General features: G+C 56.6%; 25 protein-coding genes. 15 read left to right on the top strand and 10 right to left on the bottom strand.

The features are described from left to right. Positions 1-140: 140 nt before the first annotated feature. The 4 genes from AC2FLG_RS14060 (at position 141) to aspS (ending at position 4,393) form a co-directional block, all read left to right on the top strand. On the top strand, positions 141-1,268 hold the full coding sequence (locus AC2FLG_RS14060; RefSeq protein WP_142636586.1) for an aminodeoxychorismate synthase component I: 1,128 nt from the start codon (positions 141-143) through the stop codon (positions 1,266-1,268). Beyond that, positions 1,223-1,870: an aminotransferase class IV family protein gene (locus AC2FLG_RS14055; protein ID WP_496706673.1), complete on the top strand. Its 648-nt coding sequence runs from the start codon at positions 1,223-1,225 to the stop codon at positions 1,868-1,870. The genes AC2FLG_RS14060 and AC2FLG_RS14055 overlap by 46 nt, the downstream gene beginning before the upstream one ends. Further along, the gene (locus AC2FLG_RS14050) at positions 1,867-2,538 is read left to right on the top strand and encodes a CPBP family intramembrane glutamic endopeptidase (protein ID WP_496706671.1); all 672 of its coding nucleotides are present in this window, start codon (positions 1,867-1,869) and stop codon (positions 2,536-2,538) included. The genes AC2FLG_RS14055 and AC2FLG_RS14050 overlap by 4 nt, the downstream gene beginning before the upstream one ends. Before the next feature lie 79 nt (positions 2,539-2,617). Continuing rightward, positions 2,618-4,393, top strand: coding sequence for an aspartate--tRNA ligase (gene aspS, locus AC2FLG_RS14045; protein ID WP_142636592.1), 1,776 nt, complete (start codon positions 2,618-2,620; stop codon positions 4,391-4,393). A gap of 194 nt (positions 4,394-4,587) precedes the next feature. On the opposite strand, the gene AC2FLG_RS14040 is transcribed toward aspS, so the two are convergent. Next, positions 4,588-5,304 carry a response regulator gene (locus AC2FLG_RS14040; RefSeq protein WP_496706669.1) on the bottom strand — a complete coding sequence of 239 codons (717 nt, stop codon included), beginning with the start codon at positions 5,302-5,304 and terminating at the stop codon, positions 4,588-4,590. A 134-nt stretch (positions 5,305-5,438) separates the two neighbouring features. Here AC2FLG_RS14040 and mce point away from each other — a divergent pair, with 134 nt between their 5' ends. Both mce and AC2FLG_RS14030 read left to right on the top strand, forming a co-directional pair. After that, positions 5,439-5,843 carry a methylmalonyl-CoA epimerase gene (gene mce / locus AC2FLG_RS14035; protein ID WP_282168947.1) on the top strand — a complete coding sequence of 135 codons (405 nt, stop codon included), beginning with the start codon at positions 5,439-5,441 and terminating at the stop codon, positions 5,841-5,843. A 17-nt stretch (positions 5,844-5,860) separates the two neighbouring features. After that, the gene (locus tag AC2FLG_RS14030) at positions 5,861-6,136 is read left to right on the top strand and encodes a DUF1467 family protein (protein WP_142636598.1); all 276 of its coding nucleotides are present in this window, start codon (positions 5,861-5,863) and stop codon (positions 6,134-6,136) included. 3 nt (positions 6,137-6,139) lie between these two features. On the opposite strand, the gene AC2FLG_RS14025 is transcribed toward AC2FLG_RS14030, so the two are convergent. Then, the gene (locus AC2FLG_RS14025; RefSeq protein WP_496690998.1) at positions 6,140-6,838 is read right to left on the bottom strand and encodes an EI24 domain-containing protein; all 699 of its coding nucleotides are present in this window, start codon (positions 6,836-6,838) and stop codon (positions 6,140-6,142) included. Beyond that, a complete protein-coding gene (locus AC2FLG_RS14020) occupies positions 6,835-7,413 on the bottom strand; it encodes a nitroreductase family protein (protein ID WP_142636600.1) in 579 nt (192 codons plus the stop codon). The genes AC2FLG_RS14025 and AC2FLG_RS14020 overlap by 4 nt, the downstream gene beginning before the upstream one ends. Positions 7,414-7,549: 136 nt before the next feature. Here AC2FLG_RS14020 and AC2FLG_RS14015 point away from each other — a divergent pair, with 136 nt between their 5' ends. Beyond that, complete coding sequence (locus AC2FLG_RS14015) at positions 7,550-7,825, top strand: DUF167 domain-containing protein (RefSeq protein WP_496706668.1); 276 nt, start codon at positions 7,550-7,552, stop codon at positions 7,823-7,825. Here AC2FLG_RS14015 and AC2FLG_RS14010 read toward each other — a convergent pair. After that, a complete protein-coding gene (locus AC2FLG_RS14010) occupies positions 7,816-8,061 on the bottom strand; it encodes a DUF8831 family protein (protein ID WP_271949269.1) in 246 nt (81 codons plus the stop codon). The two genes, AC2FLG_RS14015 and AC2FLG_RS14010, sit on opposite strands and share 10 nt — an antisense overlap. A 122-nt stretch (positions 8,062-8,183) precedes the next feature. On the opposite strand from AC2FLG_RS14010, the gene AC2FLG_RS14005 reads away from it, so the two are divergent. The 5 genes from AC2FLG_RS14005 (at position 8,184) to AC2FLG_RS13985 (ending at position 10,115) form a co-directional block, all read left to right on the top strand. After that, positions 8,184-8,891: a M48 family metallopeptidase gene (locus AC2FLG_RS14005; RefSeq protein WP_142636606.1), complete on the top strand. Its 708-nt coding sequence runs from the start codon at positions 8,184-8,186 to the stop codon at positions 8,889-8,891. Next, positions 8,888-9,256 carry a YigZ family protein gene (locus AC2FLG_RS14000; RefSeq protein ID WP_142636608.1) on the top strand — a complete coding sequence of 123 codons (369 nt, stop codon included), beginning with the start codon at positions 8,888-8,890 and terminating at the stop codon, positions 9,254-9,256. Before AC2FLG_RS14005 ends, AC2FLG_RS14000 begins: the two co-directional genes overlap by 4 nt. Before the next feature lie 64 nt (positions 9,257-9,320). Beyond that, positions 9,321-9,578: a DUF6455 family protein gene (locus AC2FLG_RS13995; protein ID WP_496693872.1), complete on the top strand. Its 258-nt coding sequence runs from the start codon at positions 9,321-9,323 to the stop codon at positions 9,576-9,578. 10 nt (positions 9,579-9,588) lie between these two features. Continuing rightward, complete coding sequence (locus AC2FLG_RS13990) at positions 9,589-9,861, top strand: DUF6455 family protein (protein WP_496701528.1); 273 nt, start codon at positions 9,589-9,591, stop codon at positions 9,859-9,861. Beyond that, the gene (locus AC2FLG_RS13985) at positions 9,858-10,115 is read left to right on the top strand and encodes a DUF6455 family protein (protein WP_496706665.1); all 258 of its coding nucleotides are present in this window, start codon (positions 9,858-9,860) and stop codon (positions 10,113-10,115) included. Before AC2FLG_RS13990 ends, AC2FLG_RS13985 begins: the two co-directional genes overlap by 4 nt. On the opposite strand, the gene AC2FLG_RS13980 is transcribed toward AC2FLG_RS13985, so the two are convergent. Next, entirely contained in the window at positions 10,116-10,358 is a 243-nt protein-coding gene (locus AC2FLG_RS13980) for a CDGSH iron-sulfur domain-containing protein (protein ID WP_142636614.1), read from the bottom strand. It lies immediately after the preceding gene. Between the two features lie 226 nt (positions 10,359-10,584). Between AC2FLG_RS13980 and AC2FLG_RS13975 the strand changes: the two genes are divergently transcribed. Then, on the top strand, positions 10,585-10,773 hold the full coding sequence (locus AC2FLG_RS13975; RefSeq protein WP_142636616.1) for a hypothetical protein: 189 nt from the start codon (positions 10,585-10,587) through the stop codon (positions 10,771-10,773). A 131-nt stretch (positions 10,774-10,904) separates the two neighbouring features. Then, on the top strand, positions 10,905-11,261 hold the full coding sequence (locus AC2FLG_RS13970) for a diacylglycerol kinase (RefSeq protein WP_496706663.1): 357 nt from the start codon (positions 10,905-10,907) through the stop codon (positions 11,259-11,261). A 34-nt stretch (positions 11,262-11,295) separates the two neighbouring features. On the opposite strand, the gene rimO is transcribed toward AC2FLG_RS13970, so the two are convergent. Further along, the gene (gene rimO / locus AC2FLG_RS13965) at positions 11,296-12,684 is read right to left on the bottom strand and encodes a 30S ribosomal protein S12 methylthiotransferase RimO (RefSeq protein ID WP_142636620.1); all 1,389 of its coding nucleotides are present in this window, start codon (positions 12,682-12,684) and stop codon (positions 11,296-11,298) included. A 96-nt stretch (positions 12,685-12,780) separates the two neighbouring features. Between rimO and AC2FLG_RS13960 the strand changes: the two genes are divergently transcribed. Further along, positions 12,781-14,739 (top strand): AsmA family protein, encoded by a 1,959-nt coding sequence (locus tag AC2FLG_RS13960; RefSeq protein ID WP_496706661.1) that lies wholly within the window; start codon positions 12,781-12,783, stop codon positions 14,737-14,739. Positions 14,740-14,770: 31 nt separating this feature from the next. Here the strand turns inward: AC2FLG_RS13960 and AC2FLG_RS13955 are convergent, their stop codons facing one another. From AC2FLG_RS13955 to AC2FLG_RS13940, 4 genes are read right to left on the bottom strand one after another with little or no spacing between them, the layout of a single operon-like run. Then, positions 14,771-16,267, bottom strand: coding sequence for a phosphomannomutase/phosphoglucomutase (locus tag AC2FLG_RS13955; RefSeq protein ID WP_281994962.1), 1,497 nt, complete (start codon positions 16,265-16,267; stop codon positions 14,771-14,773). Positions 16,268-16,281: 14 nt separating this feature from the next. Beyond that, entirely contained in the window at positions 16,282-17,115 is an 834-nt protein-coding gene (gene kdsA / locus AC2FLG_RS13950; RefSeq protein ID WP_496701939.1) for a 3-deoxy-8-phosphooctulonate synthase, read from the bottom strand. Positions 17,116-17,120: 5 nt separating this feature from the next. Beyond that, entirely contained in the window at positions 17,121-18,695 is a 1,575-nt protein-coding gene (locus AC2FLG_RS13945; protein WP_282027572.1) for a KpsE/RkpR family capsule polysaccharide export protein, read from the bottom strand. Next, positions 18,673-19,332, bottom strand: a complete 660-nt coding sequence (locus tag AC2FLG_RS13940; protein WP_142636630.1) for an ABC transporter ATP-binding protein — start codon at positions 19,330-19,332, stop codon at positions 18,673-18,675. Before AC2FLG_RS13940 ends, AC2FLG_RS13945 begins: the two co-directional genes overlap by 23 nt. Between the last annotated feature and the right edge of the window lies 1 nt (position 19,333).

Raw genomic sequence — 19,333 nt, 5'->3', positions numbered from 1 at the left:
GCCCGCGTGCCCAAATTGTTCTGCGTTATAGGGACCGCGCCAAAAGGTTCAAGAGGTATCGGAAACAGGGGCGAAATTGCTGCTTTCCCCTCTTTCCCTTACCGCCGTATTGTCTATACCGCGCAGCACGACAAATGAGGATGCACGTGCGTATTCGTTTTGATCAGGGGCCGGCCGGATCGGGAACTTATTTCGAACGGCCAGACCGGGTGATCCGCGCAGACAAAGCGGAAGACGTGCCACAGGCTTTGGCGGCGCTGGATGAGGCACGCGCGGATGGGGCCTGGCTGGCCGGTTATGCAAGCTATGAGCTTGGATATGCGTTGGAACCCCGCCTGTTGGACCGGATGCCTACTGACCGCCGCCTGCCACTGCTGTGTTTCGGTGCCTATGATGCGCCAGGCCAGTGCGATCTGCCCGCACCCCTAGGCGGTGTTGCCGAATTCACACCGCGCTGGGACGAGGCAAGATATGCAAGCGCCTTTCAGCTGGTCCACGATGCGATCGGGGCAGGGGATATCTATCAGGCCAACCTGACGTTCCCCATTGACCTGACATTGCAAGGGGATAGCGCCGCGCTTTATGCGGCGTTGGCTGTGGGCCAGCCGGTCGGTCACGGAGCGCTGGTTCAGCAGGATGATTTGCCCGATTTGCTCAGCCGCTCGCCAGAGTTGTTCTTTCGCACCGGTGCAGATCGGACGATCGAAACCCGCCCGATGAAGGGCACACAACCCCGCAGCGAAGACATGGCCGAGGACGCGCGCCGCCGCGATTTCTTGTCGAGAGACGAGAAGAACCGCGCTGAAAACCTCATGATCGTTGACCTTCTGCGCAATGACATCAGCCGGGTTGCGCTGCCGGGGTCCGTAAAGGTACCCGAGCTATTCAAGGTCGAAACATATGCAACCGTGCATCAGATGATCTCGCTGGTGCAGGCACAGCTGCATCTTGGGGCAGAACTTTCCGATATCCTAAACGCGTTGTTTCCCTGCGGCTCGATCACAGGCGCGCCCAAAATTCGCGCGATGGAGATTTTGACCGATCTCGAACCCTGGCCACGCGATATCTATTGTGGTGCTATCGGTTGGGCCGCGCCAGACGGGCGATCCGAGTTCAACGTGGCTATTCGCACGCTGATGGTCGAGGGCAACAAGGCCACGCTGAATGTGGGTGGGGGCGTTGTCTGGGACAGCACAGCCCCATCCGAATATGAGGAAGCGCTATGGAAGGCACGTTTCGCCCACCAGCTGACCCTGACTTCCGTCTGATCGAAACGCTGGCATTCCGGCCAGAGAGCGGGTTTGTGCGTGTTGGAAAACACCTAGCCCGGATGGAGCGTTCGGCACGGGCATTGGGGCTTCCTTTCGATGCAGGGCGCGCGATTGCAACGCTCGACCAAGTTGCGGGTTCAACCTCATTGCGCTGTCGATTGACGATGGACATCAGTGGCGGGTTTGGCGTGACAACCGGTGCACTGGCGGATAACCCGTCCGTCTGGCGGGTCGCAGTTTCCAATACGAGGCTTGCTGCCTCTGATATCTGGTTGCAGCACAAGACGACGCAGCGCGATGTTTATGACCGGGCCCGGGTGGCACTGCCAGAGGGCGTAGATGAGTGGCTGTTTCTGAATGAGCGTGACGAAGTGTGCGAGGGCACCATCACTAACATCTTTCTGGACATGCCCGATGGTCGTTGCCTGACGCCGCCCTTGTCCTCCGGCTTGCTTCCCGGGATCTTGCGCGAAGACTTGCTGGAAAATAATAAAGTCAGCGAGGCGGTGCTGACCATGACCGACCTGCAAAGCGCGGAAAGGTTCTGGATGGGCAATTCCTTGCGAGGCCTGATCTGGGCAGAATTGGCGGTACTGTGAACAGGCAAACCGATTGGGCTGAAGCCGCAGCACCTTCCCGTTGGTTGCGACTGGAATTCGGTTTGTTCTTCGTCGCCATACCTGTGCTGATCGCCGTACTTTTCCCGCCAAACTGGATGTTTCCATCGCTGTTTACTTTTACGGCCATCGGGATCGTGTTGTTGCATTTCACGCACGGATTTGCCTGGGCGGAATTGAGATATAACTGGCGCAACTGGTCCTGGCCGGAAGTCGCCGGCTTTGCTGTGGGAATGACCCTGTTTTGTGTTGCGCTAGTACGACTGACCCGTCCCGAAGCTGCCTTTTTCCTGTTGCACAACCAACCCGAGCTGCTGGCGATGATTTGGGTGTTTTACCCATTCGTTTCCGCCCTGCCGCAAGAGCTGCTGTTCCGGTCGCTGTTCTTTCGTCGCTACCACGCAATCCTGCCCAATGGACGCACAGCTTATCTGCTGAATGCATCGCTCTTCTCGCTTGCGCATTTGATGTATTGGAGCTGGATCGTAGCTCTGATGACATTTGCCGGAGGGTTGCTGTTTACCTGGGCCTATCGCAAACGCGGATCGTTTTTCTATGCGGTTCTGCTGCATGCCATCGCGGGGAACATCATCTTTGCGGTGGGTCTGGGCATCTATTTCTACTCAGGCAACGTGCAAAGGCCGTTTTGACGGTGCGACTTGCCTTGACTTTCCCAGTCTGACGCGGTGTATCGGCCCGACCAATTCTGCGCCCGAAGGGATATGATCCATGCACGCCTATCGCAGCCACACCTGCGCCGCTCTGACCGCCGCCAATGTCGGTGAAACCGTTCGCCTGTCTGGCTGGGTGCATCGGGTCCGAGATCACGGCGGCGTTCTATTCATCGACCTTCGCGATCATTTCGGCGTCACACAGGTTTTGTGCGACGGCGACAGCGCGGCATTCGCCGAACTGGAAAAAGTCCGCTCGGAATGGTGTATCCGTATCGATGGCACAGTCAAAGCGCGCGCCGCTGATCTGGTGAACGCGAAATTGCCCACGGGCGAGATCGAAGTTTACGTGCGCGAGTTGGAAGTACTGGGCGCCGCTGACGAGCTGCCGCTGATGGTGTTCGGCGATCAGGAATACCCTGAGGAAACGCGCCTGCGCTATCGCTATCTGGACCTGCGCCGCGAAGTGATGCAGCAGAATATGACCTTGCGCTCGGACGTTGTTGCCTCGATGCGCCGCCGGATGTGGGATCAGGGCTTCCGCGAGTATCAGACGCCAATCATCACGGCGTCCTCGCCCGAAGGCGCGCGCGATTTCCTCGTTCCGTCACGTCTTCACCCGGGCAAGTTCTACGCGCTGCCGCAGGCCCCACAGCAGTTCAAACAGCTGATCATGGTGTCGGGCTTTGACAAGTATTTCCAGATCGCGCCCTGCTTCCGGGACGAAGACCCGCGCGCCGACCGCTCACCCACCGATTTCTACCAGCTTGACCTTGAGATGTCGTTTGTCGAGCAGCAGGACGTATTCGACACGATTCAGCCCGTTCTGACCGGCGTGTTCGAAGAGTTCGGCGGCGGCCGTAAAGTCGATCAGGACTGGCCGCAGATTTCCTACAAGGACGCGGCCTTGTGGTATGGCAGCGACAAGCCCGACCTGCGGAATCCTATTAAAATGCAAGTGGTCTCCGACCACTTCCGCGGGTCTGGGTTCGCGATTTTCGCGAAGCTGTTGGAGCAGGATGGCACCGAAATCCGCGCTATCCCTGCGCCGACGGGTGGCAGCCGCAAGTTCTGCGACCGCATGAACGCCTTTGCCCAGAAAGAGGGTCTGCCCGGTATGGGCTATATCTTCTGGCGCGATCAGGGCGAAGGGATGGAGGCCGCCGGTCCACTGGCCAAAAACATTGGCCCTGAACGGACCGAGGCGATCCGCCAGCAGTTGGGTCTGGGCGTCGGAGACGCTGCGTTCTTCCTTGGCGGCAAACCGAAAGCCTTTGAAAAGGTGGCCGGCAGGGCGCGCGATGTGATCGGTGATGAACTGAACCTGACCGAGAAAGACCGCTTTGCCTTTGCCTGGATCGTCGATTTCCCGATCTATGAGCAAGACGAAGAAACCGGTGCGATCGACTTTGAACACAACCCCTTCTCGATGCCGCAGGGCGGGATGGAGGCGCTGAACGGCAATCCTCTGGACGTGCGCGGTTATCAATATGACTTGGCCTGTAACGGATACGAGCTGGTCTCGGGCGCGATCCGGAACCACAAGCCCGAGATCATGCTGAAGGCCTTTGAGCTGGCTGGCTATGGCGCGGATGAGGTGAAATCCCGCTTTGGCGCGCTGTTCAACGCCTTCCACTATGGCGCCCCGCCGCACGGTGGCTGTGCAGCTGGTATCGACCGGATCGTGATGCTTTTGGCCGATGAAGCCAATATCCGCGAGGTCATGATGTTCCCGATGAACCAGCGCGCCGAGGATCTGATGATGCAGGCACCGTCCGACCCGGCCTCGGACCAGCTGATGGAGTTGGGCCTGCGGATTATCCCTCAGGACTGATAGAAAACCCGCCACAGTCGCCTGTGGCGGTTTTTTCTGTTTTCAACCCATTCCCAATTCGCTGTTAGCGGGTTTACAGGAAATGGTCCTTTTTCCTCTCGCGGCTGTTCCGAATGTCACGCGCGCTGACGCGTGTCTGTCTGTATGCCCACAGACAAAGGAGCGATGCGGTAATTAGATATGCGGTTGTCACTTCAGATAGCCTCGCGCTGTTCCAGACGGGCCTGCACTATTCCCGCAACTTGGGCTGTCAGAGCGGTGATGGGCATACCTGCGGCGCGTGAGGCTGCCAACTGCTGGGCGGCTTCGGCCAGAACCGTATCTTCCGCATCACGGGCAACGCCGCGCAGGAATTGGGCCGCATAGTCCAGTGACCGATGGTCATTCGGTCCGGCCAGAACATCTGCGATATGTGCCATGTCGTCCTGATAGGCCATAGGATCGGGGCATATCACCTCATCCCGAACGGCGTGGAGCGTGCAGGGGCGGCGGTCTTCCGGTAGACAATTCAGAATAGACGATTGGAAATAGGACAGTGAGTTAAGCGGTTTGGCAAGAAACCCGTCCGCGCCAACCTCTGTCGCAAGGGTTTCTGAATTGTCGTCGCCTGACATGCCCAGGATCGCTCCGATCCGGGGCGTAGTCATGGCCAGTTCGGCAATCAGATCAGCGCCAGAGCCATCTGGCAGCCCCATATCCACCAAGATCACCGAAGGTCGATAGATCTGAAGATGGCGCCGGGCGGACTTCAGGCAATCGGCCCGCCTGATCCGCGCGCCTGAATGCAAACACATCAGGCGGATGGCATCGCAGGCATAGCGGCTGTCTTCCACAACCAAAATGGTTTGTCCCAGCAGCGGCCGCGTGGCCGTCGGCTGCGCGGGTGAGGCGAAGGGGCTCGAATCGTCCATGGCAGAACTCCTATTCAGCAGATGCTTCACGCTAGGAACTTCTGGCTAACACGGGGTTAACGGCAATTTGGCGCACTTGTTCTTTGCTTGATCTGTCCCCATAACCGCTGCAACGCAGAAGGTAGGAGAGTTCCATGATTGGCCGCTTAAACCACGTTGCCATTGCCGTCCCTGATCTTGAGGCGGCGTCTGAACAGTACCGCAGCGCTTTAGGTGCCAAGGTTGGCGCGCCGCAGGATGAGCCCGATCATGGCGTGACCGTTGTGTTCATCGAATTGCCCAACACCAAGATCGAATTACTGTATCCGATGGGCGATGACAGCCCAATCAACGGTTTTCTAGAGAAGAACCCCGCCGGTGGAATCCATCACGTTTGCTATGAGGTCGAGGACATCATTGCCGCGCGGGATCATCTGAAAGAAACCGGCGCCCGGGTGCTGGGTAGCGGTGAACCCAAGATCGGGGCGCACGGGAAACCGGTTCTTTTCCTGCATCCCAAAGATTTCAACGGCTGTCTGGTCGAGTTGGAACAAGTATAAACACCGGAGGTGTACACATGACGATCACTGCAGGACTGGTTCTGTTTGCCGTCATCTGGTTCATGACGCTTTTGGTGATTCTGCCGATCCGCATCAAGACCCAGGGTGATTTGGGCGAGGTCGTTCCCGGCACCCATTCAGGGGCCCCGGAAGTGCATCACATGAAGAAAAAGTTATGGATCACCACCGGGGTGTCGGTCGTGCTCTGGGCTATCATTGCAGGGATCATTATTTCGGGCGTGATTTCGGTACGGGATTTCGATTGGCTAAATCAAATGGAACCGCGAAACTAAGCTTCAGGGCGTTGGCCCTGACAGCTTATGAAAGATATGCGTGAATGTAGCAGCTCCAATAATCGGGATCACAAGGTTCACCAGCGGAATAGACAGTGGGATGGCCATCAACGTGCCCGCAAGCCAAATTGTTGACGAATGTTGTGCTCGCAGTTTTCGCGCGCCCTCACGCCCGATACGGCGCATGGCTGCCAGCGTAAAATACTCACGCCCCAGCAGAAATCCGTTCATCGCCCAAAAGATAAACGGGGCCAGTGGCGTGAAGATCGCATAAAGGATCAGCGCCAGAAGGTTGGCCAGGATCAACACGCCCATAAAGCCAAGCGCGTCAGTGATCGCATCGCCTATCGGAATGCGTGGAACCGTGGGCAGGCTCGGATAATGCCTGTCCTCTACAGCTTGCGCGACATCGTCCAGAAACACAGACGTGATGGCTGAGGCGACGGGAATCATCAGAAACACTGGCAGGATCAGCACCAGGAAAATGCCGGAATAGCTGAGGACGTCATTCAGCCAGGGAACTGCACCAATGAATGGCAGCGATATCTCGTCCCCTGACAGCCGGTTGATCAGCCAAATTGCACCGGCGCAGGCTGCGATCAGCATAAGAATGGTCAGACCAATGCCCCGAAGCAGGACCCCGCGGAATTTCGGGTCTCCGATCTGACCAAGCGCTGAAAAAAAGGCGTTGAGGATGATCATTCTGTGACCCATTCGGTCAGGGCATCAACATCCGGGCGAGGGCGGTCGGGCGGGGTCGAGCCCTCGGTCGCGATATGGATCAAACCGGCAACACTCTCGTTATCCCGCAATCCAAACGCCTTGCGACAGAATTCTGGATCGTGGGTTTGCCAGCCAGACAACCAATTCGCGCCCCATCCTGCGGTCAAAGCAGCGTTCAGCAAAGCAAGGCAAACAGCCCCAGCTGAATAGGTCTGCTCGATGGCTGGAATCTTTTCCGAAGGCTTCTGAACCTCGATCACAGCGACGGCGAGATGGCCTAAATCAAACTGTCCGCGCGCTTTTTCAATGTCTTGAGGGGATTTGCCAAGCGCCTCACCGCATTCCTGCGTTAGCCCCGACAGGCGCCCCATTGCGCCTTTTTCAAGCACGATGAACCGCCAAGGTTCCAGTTTTCCGTGATCCGGGCTGCGGGCTGCTGCGGTCAGCAGGGGCATCAGCTGCTCACGGTCGGGGGCCGGTTCAATCAACGTTTTGGCTGGGCGCGACCGACGGGTCTGCAGAAACTCAAAAGCGGCCGGATTCTTCAAGGACATATGTTAACTTCCTTTACATAGGCTGTCTGTATCTGGTTGAACGTCTGGCGAGTTTCAAGTGCAATCGGCTGGACCAGTTGGATCAATTTCATTCCCCGCCCAACCGTGCAAGGGTCTTTGTTAACAGAAGGTGCCAATGGGAAAACCGAAACTAAGAAATCTTCCAGACCTGAGCGACCGTGTAGCACCGAATGCTGAGATTGCGGTCAGGGTTACCCCGAAAGCCGCAGCAGACAGGATTTTGGTTCAGGACGGAACGATCAGAATATATATCACTGCACCGCCCGAAAACGGCAGGGCAAATGAAGCCACGCGGGAGATTCTGGCGGTGGCGCTGGGGGTTGCTCCGTCCGCACTGATCCTGAAGCGCGGCCAGACATCGCGCGAGAAAGTCTTTGTGTGTCAGGCCTGATCGGGAGTTTCGCGAATTTGGTAAACACCTTCGGGCAGATCCAGTGCCGCAGCCAGATCACGAACCTGTTCGGGCGAAAGCGTAATCTTCTGAACCTGGTCAGTGCGCGGATCCAGTTGTTCCAGCGTTACGCATTCTGCAAAATTGTTAATGACCACATCCTCGTTCAAAGGCTTTTCGCCTTCGTCCACCAGGGTTATGACCGTCGAGTCGAATTCATGCTCAATCGAAAACATGTGTCCAGCTTGCCGGGCGGAACATTGCAATGCAACCCGTTCTTGGGAAATCGTCCGGTGGCGAACCGCCTTGTGTCGGGCTATGTTCGACGAAAAGGCATGACCGGACCAAAGGAAATAGTATGCGTCGCCTGATCTTGTTGATATTTGGTCTGGTTCTTTCGGCCTGTGACACTGGTTCGTTACGCGTTCAGCCGGTAGAGGAATGGCAACAACCTTCAACTGATTTTCAGGTCGATGTGCTGACCTTTCGCGAAATCAGTCAAAGGGTCGGGGATGTGGCGCGCGCAGAGTGCAAGCGGCGCAGTAATGTCAGCAACTGCGATTTTTCGATCGTGGTTGATCTGAACCCTCGCGCACCAGCAAATGCTTTTCAAACCTTGGATGACGACAATCAACCAGTCATAATCTTCACCCGCGCGATGATTCAATCGGTGGAAAACGCCGATGAACTGGCCTTTGTGATGGGGCATGAATCTGCTCATCACATCCTGCGCCATATTCCCCGCCAGTCCGAAAACTCACGAGAAAGTGCCGCGATTTTTGGCGAACTTGCACGCATAGCGGGGGCAAATGACGCAGATCTTGAACAGGCGCAGAAGCTGGGCGCGCAGGTGGGTGCCCAGATATATGTCAAGGACTTTGAACTGGAAGCGGACCGGTTGGGAACGATCATCACGCACCGGGCAGGTTATAATCCCTTGTTAGGAGCCCGCTATTTTGCCCGAATTCCTGACCCAGGCGATCGTTTTCTAGGCACCCATCCACCGAATGCTCAGCGCGTCGAAATTGTTTTGGAAACCTCGCGGCAGCTTGGGCTGACACAATGACGGGACTGAAACGGTTGGGGGTTGTCTTGACGGACCGCGGATCGAAATATGCCGTGTCCGGCGCTTTGGTCAGTTCCCGTGACGAGGTGGCTGCTGTCCTGCAGGATCTGAAATCTGACAAAAGCTATGCCAAGGCCACGCACAATACCTGGGCCGCAATCCTGCCCACTGGTGCGCTCAAGGCGGATGACGGGGAAAGCGGTGCCGGAATGGTGATTCTGCGCATGCTGGAAAGGGCCGAACTGAGCGGTCATATCGTCATTGTCACTCGATGGTATGGCGGAAAAAAGCTGGGCGGTGATCGATTCCGACGGGTGCAGGATGCAACACGGGCTTATCTGGACGAGCTGGAATTGGGACTTTGACCTGCGTCAAGGCTTGGGCTGTTTCGTATTGCTAGTCTGATCGGACAAAGCGAAACGGAAAGGAATGCCAATGCCCGATCGCGAAACGCTTAGGCATCATGCTGGTCTTGTTGACCGTATGGCTGGCAAGCTGGGGGTGGATCTGCAGGAATCTGCAATCGCTGGACATATATCGGTGGATCAGATTACCGATGCGGTTCTGCGATGCACCGATTGCCCGAACCCGGGCCATTGCCAATCTTTTTTGAATCAACCGGTTCTGGCAACGCAGACACCCGAATATTGCCGGAACCAGGATTTGTTAAGCAAGTTGATCCCTTAGGGGGGCCGCAATGCCGCGCCTTGGACACCTCATGACTCATTTGCGCCTTGTGTTGAGGATGGGGCAAACTACGGGTACGGATATTGTGCGGGCCCACAATAAAGGTCGGCTAAGTCAGGAAGACTGGGCTGAAATGATCCGCCTGTGTCAGGGATGTGGCTGGGCGGCTGCCTGTCCGGATTGGATGGAAAGACATCCAGATGTTGCAGGAGCACCACAAACCTGCCCGAACAAACATCAATTCGCCGCGTTGAAAGTAATACAAATGCAGGAATTGGGATGAAACACGCTGTACTGGGCGACGTGGAAAAGCACTTTTGGCTGACTCGATCTGTTGCCCGATGCCTTAAGATCTCGTTGACCGAAGCCATGTCCGACGGGCGGTTGAGTCCGGATGAATACGCCGAGATGGTAACGCGTTGCCGGGCCTCGGACTGTCACGAGAAATGCACGATATGGCTGGCCGCACAGCAAACTGATCCTCGTTCAGCGCCCGGGTTCTGCGTAAATAGCCAGGTTTTCAACCGGCTGAAGTGATCAGATCTTGGAATGTGTCCCGTCGCAAAACGGTGGGTTAGCGCAGTTTTTACAGCCGCAGAAGAACAGTTTCTTGCTGGTATCAGCCGTGAACTTGACCGGTTCAAAGCCGGTTCCTTTGTGAGATCCATCACAAAATGGCTGCCGATTGGACCGGCCGCACGAGCACCAGAAATAGCTTTTTCCTTCGGTTACTTCGATTGGATAGGGCGCTTTTTGCGCAATGACAGGACCTTCTGGCATCTGATTTCTCCGTTCGCTGACTTTCCCCAGTCTATCGCCTGAACAGATGTGCCGAAAGCAGTAGCTGCCACGCGGCACCCATTCCATGGGCAATCCCCCCGGCATGGTTTTGCCTGCTTTCGCAAACGCGCTGTTGATTTTATTGCAAAATTACCAACCACACCGTATTGTGAAGTCGGCCCCATGTTCAGGGCAATAACAGAGATTAATTAGAGGAATGACGGACATGAAACTCAAATTTGCTGCCGTTAGTGCGTTTGCCCTGGTTCTGGCTGCTTGCTCGCAACAGGAAGAGCCGACACCGGTATACATTACCCCAGATTATGACAAATACGGCACGCCGAGCTGCCCGGCAGGGACAGATCTGGCGACGACCGAAGCAGGTCAGACCGTATGTAATCCGACTGCTCAATAAGATTTTCGCGGGCGGATTCCGACATAGCCGCCCGCACAATCGAACAAAAAAGCCGCCCTATGGGTGGCTTTTTTATTGCCTGTCATACGGTGTTAGGGTTTCTGTTTGACCTATTGAATTACCGAGGTCGCATGAGAAAACTTGTCACCCATCTAAAGGACCGCATCCGCTGGAGCTGGCAGGGATTGGCTGCCACTTGGCACAGTGAATACTCGTTCCGCGCTTGGGTCTGCACCAATCTTGTTTCTGCGGGTCTGGCCCTGTGGCTGCCCCTGAGCGATGGCGTTAGGGCTCTGATACTGGTGATCGGTCTGTTGGTTCTGGTGGCTGAACTGTTCAACACGGCGATCGAACGGGCGGTGGATCATACTTCGACCGAACACAATCTATTGGCCGGGCAAGCCAAAGACGCCGCCAGCGCTGCGGTGGCACTGTCTGCTTTGGCTGGCGGATTGGCCTGGGTTATCGGGCTGTTGAGCCTTTTTTGACTGCCGCTGGGTCGGTCAATTCAGGTAGGTGTGGTTAGCGAAGCTTGCCCCATAGATCATATTCCCCGGCCTCGTCCACCTCGACCGAGACAATGTCGCCCGGCTTCAGGGCCTCAAACCCCTCGTCGATGAACAGATTGCCGTCAATCTCGGGCGCATCTGCGGTGGTGCGACAGGTCGCGGCCTCATCGTCGATATCATCCACGATGACTTGCAGGGTATGGCCGACCTTGGCGGCCAGTTTGGCCTCGGAAATCGCCTGAGCCTTTTCCATGAACCTTTCCCATCGGTCTTGTTTGACATCGGCGGGCACATGGTCAGGAAGGTCGTTGGATCGGGCTCCTTCGACGTTCTCGTACTGAAAGCAGCCGACGCGATCCAGTTGCGCCTCGTCCATCCAGTCCAGAAGGGTCTGGAACTCAGCCTCGGTCTCGCCGGGATAGCCCACGATAAAGGTGGATCGCAGAGTGATGTCAGGACAGGTCGCGCGCCAGGCAGCGATCTCGTCCAATGTTCTGGCAGCTGCAGCGGGGCGGGCCATTCGTTTCAAAACATCCGGATGTGCGTGTTGAAAAGGGATATCCAGATAGGGCAGCACGTTGCTGCCCGCATCCGCCATCAGCGGGATCAGTTCACGTACATGCGGGTAGGGATAGACATAGTGCAGACGAATCCAGGCATCCAACTGACCCAATTCACGCGCCAGATCGGTGATATGGCTGCGGACCTCACGGTCTTTCCAGGGATTCACATCGTATTTCCGGTCCAACCCATAGGCCGAGGTGTCCTGAGAGATCACCAGCAATTCGCGCACACCGTTATCGACCAGCTTTTCCGCCTCGCGCAGAACAGCATGCGCCGGACGGCTGGCCAGTTTGCCGCGCATGTCCGGGATGATGCAGAACTTGCATTTGTGGTTACAGCCCTCGGATATCTTGAGATAGCTGTAGTGGCGCGGCGTCAGTTGAACGTTGGCTGCAGGCAGCAGATCCACGAAGGGATCGGGATCAGGCGGCACGGCCTTGTGTACCGCATCCAGCACCTGCTCGTACTGATGTGGTCCGGTGACGGCCATGATACGGGGGTGATGCTCGCGGATGTAATCGGGTTCGGCCCCTAGACATCCGGTTACGATAACCTTGCCGTTTTCCACCAAAGCCTCGCCGATGGCATCCAGAGACTCCGCCTTGGCGCTGTCCAGAAATCCGCAGGTATTCACAATCACGGCATCCGCGCCTGAATAGTCCGGCGAGATGCCGTATCCTTCGGCCCTCAGGCGCGTCAGAATCCGCTCGCTGTCGACCAAAGCCTTGGGGCAACCCAGCGATACCATGCCGATGGTCGGCTGGTTCGGACGTGGTGTATCAGTGATCCGGGCAGCAGGTGCCAGGTCGGGGCGGAGGTTTGGCGGATTTGTGGTCATGGCGCGGCATATAGTGGGGAAAGCTTCCCCTTGCAAATGCGCTGCCGTCTTTGAATGATCTTTTTATAGCGTGCCAAATAAGTCGGAGAGCAGAAAATGAAATGGCTAATGCGCATCCTGTTCCTTTTGGTGGCTGTGGTCGGTCTTGTCATCGGCGCGTTGCTGCTGATGCCGGGCGACAAGTTGGCGACCATTCTGGCCGAGCAGGTCAAGGCACAAACCGGGCGCGATCTGAAACTGTCAGGGGGCGTTAAGCTGTCCTTCTGGCCTGTGCTGGGCATGGAAACCGGGGCGGTTTCCTTCGGAAATGCCTCGTGGGCGGGGTCTGAGCCGATGCTGAGCGCCGAAAGCCTGGCGGTTGGGGTCGATACCTTGGCCATTTTGTCCGGCGATGTGCTGATCAAACGGATTATTGCCGAGAATCCGACCCTCAGACTTGAACTGTCAGGCGGGCGCGGAAACTGGGAGTTTGACACGGCCGTCGCCCCGACAGCCAGCGGCTCGGGTGGATCAAAACCGGCCGATGCATCGCGTGTGGTGACACTGGAGCATCTGAAACTGACTCAGGCGCGTCTGATCTTTGTTGAAAATGGATCGGCCCGATTTGATGTCGCAGATGTGGATTTGTCTGCTAGTTGGCCAGCAGTCTCGGCCCCCATGGTTCTGGATGCACAAATGCCGGTTCCGGGCGGTGAGGCCCGCGTGGATATCAAGATACCCGACCTGCCGGCCTATGCCTCGGGCGCGGCATCCGAGATTGAGCTGGCGCTTGCCGCCCCCGGTGGTGACATCGGGTTTGACGGGCGCGTCAACCTTGCCGGAGAGATGGACGGCAAGCTGCAGTTGGAAACCAAAGACACGGAAAAAATGCTGGCTGCGTTTGGTCAGGAGGGCGTTGGAGTGCCGCACGGGTTGGGCCGCGCTGCGAATGTGTCGGGGCAGATGACTTATACCAGAGATGGCCGCATATCTGTGCGCGATCTGGTGGCTTCACTCGACAGTAACCGTTTTACAGGCGAAGTTGATATTGTAATTTCCAACCCGCCACAGATCACCGCTCGGCTGGATGCCAGTGATCTTGATCTTTCTCGCTATAATCAAAGTGGTCAGACGGACTCGTCCAGTTCCGGCGGTTCCGGCTCGGGTGCTGCCTCGGAGGGGTGGTCAAGGGAACCGATCGACGCCTCCGCGCTGGCTTTGGCCAATGGTGAAATTCGACTGACAGCCAAATCTATCGCGTTGCCCGAGCTGACGCTTGGCCCCAGCGACCTGACAATGCGGCTGGACCGGTCTCGGGCTGCATTGGAGATGAACCCGGCAACCTTGTTTTCCGGAACGCTGAACGGGCAGGTGGTGGCCAATAATCGGAATGGGTTGTCCGTTGGCGGCAAGATAAAGGCCAAGGGCATTGACCTCAAACTAGCTCTGACAGCCTTGGTCGGGGTCGAGCGGCTGTCCGGGACCGGGTCGGGATCATTCGAGTTTCTGGGCGTTGGCCAGAACGAGAATCAGATCATGCGCTCGCTCAGCGGTAAGGGCCGCTTGGATGTAGGAAAGGGGCTGATATCGGGTTTTGACCTTGATCGTCTGATGGGACGAGGCAAAGGTTCGGGTGGCACCACCGTGTTCAACAGCCTGACGGCTAGCTTCACCATTGATAAGGGCGTTTTGCAGAACAACGATCTGTTGATGTCGCTGGACAATTTCCGCGCGGATGGCAAAGGAAAAGTCGGGATCGGAGCGCGCAATATCGACTATCTGTTCACGCCGGTCGCTCTGCGTGCGAATTCGGGAGAGGGCCTGTCGGTTCCGGTGCGTATAGTTGGACCATGGAGCAATCCGTCGATCAAGCCGGACCTGACCAAGGTGATCGAAGCGGCCGCCGGAGGAAAAGTCAAAGAGCTTGAGGATGATGTCAAAAAGAAAGTCATCGACAAGATAGGCGGCGATACCGGTACGGCCGGGACTGACGGTGACAGCGTCGAGGATGCGCTGAAGAACAAGCTTGAGGACGAGGCCAAGAAAGGACTGCTTAAGCTGTTTGGCGGAAATTGAAGTGTCGGGGCCAGGGCCCCGGCACCAACGCTCAGATGGTCTGGTCGTAATCTCCGACACCCGGTTCGGTTCGGATGACCGCGTCGATATCCGCAAAAATGGCACGCATCTCTTCTTCGCTTTCGCTGCTTTCGCAGACGACCACCAGATTGGGCGTGTTCGACGAGGCACGCACCAACCCCCAGCTGCCATTGTCCAGAATGACTCGGGCACCGTTGACAGTGACCACTTCCTTGATCGGGCGACCTGCAAGCGTCTCTCCGGCTTCGGATTTGGCGACCAGCTTTGCGACCAAACGGTCGAGTATGTCGTATTTTTCGGTATCCGCTGCATAGGGGGACATGGTCGGTGTCGACCATGTTTTCGGTAGCGCCTTTCGCAGGTCGGACATGCTTTGGTCCGGGTTGCGGTCCATCAGTTTACAGATCTCAACCGCGACGCGCATGCCGCAATCATAGCCACGGCCAATCGGTTCGGCCAAAAAGTAATGCCCCGACTTTTCGAACCCGGCCAGCGCGTTGATCTCTTTGACTCGCCGCTTCATGTGGCTGTGGCCGGTTTTCCAATAATCTGCCTTGACCCCGCGGGCCTTCAACTCGGGGTCGCTGGCAAAAAGGCCGGTTGATTTCACGTCGGCGACAAAGGTGGCATTGGGGTAAATCTTGGCCAGATCGCGGGCCATGATCACGCCGACCTTATCAGCAAAAATCTCCTCCCCCTCGTCATCCACAACGCCACAGCGGTCACCGTCACCATCGAACCCCAGCGCCATGTCGGCACCGCTGGCTTTCACGGTATCGGACATGTCGTGCAGCATTTCCATCGCTTCTGGGTTCGGGTTGTAATGCGGGAAAGTATAGTCCAGCTGGTTGTGGCTGGGCACGACTTCGACCCCCATGCGTTCAAAGATTTCCGGGGCAAAGGCGGATGCGGTGCCGTTCCCTGTGGCACAGACCACTTTGAGAGGCCGGGATATTCTGAAATCGCCGACCAGATCGTCGATATAGGCCTCTTTCACGCCATCAACGAATTCGTAGGACCCGCCAGGGTGGGTCTGCCCTTCGCCATTCAGAACAATGTCTCGCAGCTCTGACATCTCGTCCGGGCCATGGGTCAGGGGACGTTCGAACCCCATCTTGACCCCGGTCCAGCCATTTGGATTGTGGCTGGCCGTGACCATGGCCACGGCTGGAACGTCCAGATGGAACTGAGCGAAATAGGCCATCGGGCTAAGCGCCGGACCGATATCCTTTACCTGAATTCCCGCCTGCATCAGGCCCAGGATCAGGGCATTTTTAATGGCCAGAGAATAATCACGATAATCATTGGCTACAGCAATCACGGGTTCAATCCCACGCTTGCGCATCTGTGTGCCCAGACCCAACCCCAGTGCGGTCATGCCCGGCAAGTTGATCTCTTCTGGATATTTCCAGCGGGCATCATATTCGCGAAAGCCGGTTGGCTTGATCATTGCGTCGCGCAGAAAGCTCCAGGTGTTCGGAGTCACCTCGGGGTTGGGTTTGGTCATGGGAATACTCTTGTTCAGATTTGGATAGGGTTGGCCTTGGCCAACGCATCAAAACGCATCAATGTATCGATGAGCTGCGGCATCTGGTCCAATGGGATCATATTAGGACCGTCGGAAGGTGCAGTATCAGGGTCCTGATGGGTTTCGATAAAAACCGCACCGATGCCAAGCGAAACCGCAGCGCGGGCCATCACAGGCGCGAATTCTCGCTGCCCACCAGTAGAACCACCCTTGCCGCCAGGCTGCTGTACCGAGTGTGTGGCATCCATTACGACCGGGTATCCCGTTTTGGCCATCTGCGGCAGGCCGCGCATGTCAGCGACCAACGTATTATATCCAAACGAAGTTCCGCGTTCTGTCAGCAGGATGTTTGTGTTCCCAGTGCTTTCTACCTTGCTCACGATGTTGCCCATCTCCCATGGGGCCAAAAACTGTCCTTTTTTGACATTAACCGCCTTGCCGGTATTACCAGCAGCGAGCAGCATATCGGTCTGTCGGCAAAGAAACGCGGGGATTTGCAGCACGTCCACAGCCTCGGCCGCAATCGAGCACTGGGCTTCGGTATGTACGTCTGTCAGCACTGGAATACCCAAGGTTTTGCGGATGTCATCCAGAACCTTGAGCCCTGTGTCTATTCCCATACCTCGCGCACCCGACAGAGAAGTCCGGTTCGCCTTGTCGTATGAGGCTTTAAAGACGTACTGCGCCCCGGCGGCGTCGCAGGCCTCTTTCATTTTTCCTGCGATCATTTGGGCATGATCGGCAGTTTCCAGTTGGCAGGGACCGGCGATGATCGTCAGGGGAAGATCATTGCCGACCGTGAGATCGGAGATTTTTACATGTTTCATGTGTCTTACGAGGATACCTGTTCACGAAGGACCGACGCGGTAAGCGAGATCATCAGGTAGATACCAGCAAACAACAGGAAAGCCAAAATCGTATTTTCGAACTTGCGCGGATAGCTGGGTTCCTGACTGGGAACAGGATTCACGGAAACCGTCAGATACCGAACCTGACGATTGGCTTCGGTCCTGGTTGTCTCCATATGCTGCATAGCTGATTGCAGGATCATATCCCGAGCGGCCAGATCGGCCTGTGCCATCTGAATCCGAACACTCAGCCTGGCCAGCGAATTCTCGCCGGCAGAGACATCCAGCATTTCGGCGTTCAATTCCTCCAGCACAACCGTAAGCCGTGCGATATCGGCCTGTGCGCCATCCACCTTGGCTTTGTTTGGGCGGCGATTGTCCAACAAGGCTGCAAGCTGCAGTTCTTTGTCCTGAATAAGCGTCTCGATTTCGTTTATGCGGCCCCGCAACCCGGCAATGACGCTTTCAGGGTCAAGGATTGCGCCTTGCAGCTGAAGCTCGATCAGGTCTTCCTGAGCTTTCTTGCGTTCTTCCTGAGCGCTTACAAACCCTTCCCGGGCATCTTTCATCTGGTCTTCGCGTTTCTTTTCGGTCAGCGCGTTTACCCGTTGCTCGGCATAGGAAATCAGTTCTCGGGAAAACGCGGCCGAAGTCTGTGGGTCAGGTGTCGCCACCTCCATCCGGATCAGGCCATCGGTCGGGTCATATCCGACCGTGATCATGCGTTTGTACAGCTTGTAAGCCTCTTCGAGACTGGCGTCTGGGGATAATCGCTGAATGGGGTCGATCCAGTCCTGTTTGAACACATCAGCGAAACCGGCCTCTGTGTCCAAAAGTTCAAGCGCATCTTTCGATTCCAGAAACTCCTGGGTGGCAACCGAATCCTGCGTGGTCGCAAATTGGGTCCCTGCCAGAAGCCCTCCGATAGAGCCCGCGCCCCCGTCCGCCTGAAGGATCAGAAAGGCAGAGTTGCTGGCGTACATTGGGGTCGCGATCCGATAGAAATAGAGACCCACGACAAAGGTAGGTAGCAGGACAAAGGCCGCAAGCCGTGCAAACAGAGCGAACAGTTTGCGACGGCGGCGGCGGGCGATGTCCCTCTGAATCTGTCCGATTTCACGTTCACGCCGCTCGGCCGGGCTCATCTCCGGTCCGGGCAAGTTCTCCGGTGCATCTTTCACGGTCTGGGGCAGGTGGATCGTGATGCGATCATTCGTCTGCTCGTCCGAAGTTTTCTTTTCCGAGGCAAGGTTCAGCAGACTGGAGCGTTCAAACGGATCAATTCCCTTTTTGCGCAACAACCGAACTGCATCATAGTCCGAAGTCGCCGCAAGACCGTTTTTCTGGGCAAGACGACGTGCCACCCGCAGTTGGCGGCCGGTCAGTCCTTCGCGTTTGATAGCGTCGATCTCGGTTCCTACTGGTGGTTCATTTTCTGCGCCGGGCGCCTGTGTGGCCTGGCGAATGCGCGAGATCGCGTCTTCGCGCGTTTCGGCATTTCCCGCAGACCGCCGTTTGCGACGCCAGTTGTATTTATCAGCCCTGGGTTTGGTAGTCATATAACTGCTTTGCCTCTTCCAAGGTTTCGAACAAGTGAAGCTGACCATCCACTAAAACCGCCGCCTGACGCGCAAATTTTTCAAGCAGGGCCGGGTTGTGAGAGACGATGACCAGTGTTGTTGTGCGCAGCCGTTCCTGCAGAATGTCGCCTGCCTTTTTGTTGAATTCAACATCCGTTGTGGCCGGCATCCCTTCGTCGATGAGGTACATGTCGAAATCCAGAGCCAGCATCAACGCAAATGTGAATCGCGACCGCATGCCGGATGAATAGGTCGCCAGCGGTTGATTGAAATATTCACCCAGGCCACACAGCCAACTGCAATATGCCTCGACATAGTCCGGGTCCATACCATAGATCTTGGCGATATAGCGCGAGTTCTCCAGAGCCGACAGCTTGTTTGAAACTCCGCCGGTAAATCCCATCGGAAAAGAGACGCGGCAGGATTTGCGAATGACCCCTTCGTCGGGTTTCTCTAGTCCGGCCATCATGTTGATCAGGGTGGTTTTTCCGGTACCGTTCGGGGCCAGAATGCCGATGGATGTGCCAAGTTCGACGCGAAAAGACACTCTGTCCAGAATCACCTTTCGGCGCGTCCCGGTCCAAAAGGACTTGCTGACATTTTCAAACTCAAGCATC

Source organism: Ruegeria sp. CDSA193 (assembly GCF_059611885.1).
This window is presented reverse-complemented; position numbering and strand designations above follow the sequence as displayed.

What these genes read in the sequence shown, in the direction of transcription:
- AC2FLG_RS13955 (WP_281994962.1), bottom strand. Translation starts at nt 16,267, where the DNA reads ATGACCAAACCCAACCCCGAGGTGACTCCGAACACCTGGAGCTTTCTG.
- mce (WP_282168947.1), top strand. Translation starts at nt 5,439, where the DNA reads ATGATTGGCCGCTTAAACCACGTTGCCATTGCCGTCCCTGATCTTGAG.
- AC2FLG_RS13990 (WP_496701528.1), top strand. Translation starts at nt 9,589, where the DNA reads ATGCCGCGCCTTGGACACCTCATGACTCATTTGCGCCTTGTGTTGAGG.
- AC2FLG_RS14030 (WP_142636598.1), top strand. Translation starts at nt 5,861, where the DNA reads ATGACGATCACTGCAGGACTGGTTCTGTTTGCCGTCATCTGGTTCATG.
- kdsA (WP_496701939.1), bottom strand. Translation starts at nt 17,115, where the DNA reads ATGAAACATGTAAAAATCTCCGATCTCACGGTCGGCAATGATCTTCCC.
- AC2FLG_RS13980 (WP_142636614.1), bottom strand. Translation starts at nt 10,358, where the DNA reads ATGCCAGAAGGTCCTGTCATTGCGCAAAAAGCGCCCTATCCAATCGAA.
- rimO (WP_142636620.1), bottom strand. Translation starts at nt 12,684, where the DNA reads ATGACCACAAATCCGCCAAACCTCCGCCCCGACCTGGCACCTGCTGCC.
- AC2FLG_RS13975 (WP_142636616.1), top strand. Translation starts at nt 10,585, where the DNA reads ATGAAACTCAAATTTGCTGCCGTTAGTGCGTTTGCCCTGGTTCTGGCT.
- AC2FLG_RS13945 (WP_282027572.1), bottom strand. Translation starts at nt 18,695, where the DNA reads ATGACTACCAAACCCAGGGCTGATAAATACAACTGGCGTCGCAAACGG.
- AC2FLG_RS14060 (WP_142636586.1), top strand. Translation starts at nt 141, where the DNA reads ATGCACGTGCGTATTCGTTTTGATCAGGGGCCGGCCGGATCGGGAACT.
- AC2FLG_RS13960 (WP_496706661.1), top strand. Translation starts at nt 12,781, where the DNA reads ATGAAATGGCTAATGCGCATCCTGTTCCTTTTGGTGGCTGTGGTCGGT.
- AC2FLG_RS13995 (WP_496693872.1), top strand. Translation starts at nt 9,321, where the DNA reads ATGCCAATGCCCGATCGCGAAACGCTTAGGCATCATGCTGGTCTTGTT.
- aspS (WP_142636592.1), top strand. Translation starts at nt 2,618, where the DNA reads ATGCACGCCTATCGCAGCCACACCTGCGCCGCTCTGACCGCCGCCAAT.
- AC2FLG_RS14020 (WP_142636600.1), bottom strand. Translation starts at nt 7,413, where the DNA reads ATGTCCTTGAAGAATCCGGCCGCTTTTGAGTTTCTGCAGACCCGTCGG.
- AC2FLG_RS13985 (WP_496706665.1), top strand. Translation starts at nt 9,858, where the DNA reads ATGAAACACGCTGTACTGGGCGACGTGGAAAAGCACTTTTGGCTGACT.
- AC2FLG_RS13940 (WP_142636630.1), bottom strand. Translation starts at nt 19,332, where the DNA reads ATGCTTGAGTTTGAAAATGTCAGCAAGTCCTTTTGGACCGGGACGCGC.
- AC2FLG_RS14015 (WP_496706668.1), top strand. Translation starts at nt 7,550, where the DNA reads ATGGGAAAACCGAAACTAAGAAATCTTCCAGACCTGAGCGACCGTGTA.
- AC2FLG_RS13970 (WP_496706663.1), top strand. Translation starts at nt 10,905, where the DNA reads ATGAGAAAACTTGTCACCCATCTAAAGGACCGCATCCGCTGGAGCTGG.
- AC2FLG_RS14005 (WP_142636606.1), top strand. Translation starts at nt 8,184, where the DNA reads ATGCGTCGCCTGATCTTGTTGATATTTGGTCTGGTTCTTTCGGCCTGT.
- AC2FLG_RS14010 (WP_271949269.1), bottom strand. Translation starts at nt 8,061, where the DNA reads ATGTTTTCGATTGAGCATGAATTCGACTCGACGGTCATAACCCTGGTG.
- AC2FLG_RS14040 (WP_496706669.1), bottom strand. Translation starts at nt 5,304, where the DNA reads ATGGACGATTCGAGCCCCTTCGCCTCACCCGCGCAGCCGACGGCCACG.
- AC2FLG_RS14025 (WP_496690998.1), bottom strand. Translation starts at nt 6,838, where the DNA reads ATGATCATCCTCAACGCCTTTTTTTCAGCGCTTGGTCAGATCGGAGAC.
- AC2FLG_RS14000 (WP_142636608.1), top strand. Translation starts at nt 8,888, where the DNA reads ATGACGGGACTGAAACGGTTGGGGGTTGTCTTGACGGACCGCGGATCG.
- AC2FLG_RS14055 (WP_496706673.1), top strand. Translation starts at nt 1,223, where the DNA reads ATGGAAGGCACGTTTCGCCCACCAGCTGACCCTGACTTCCGTCTGATC.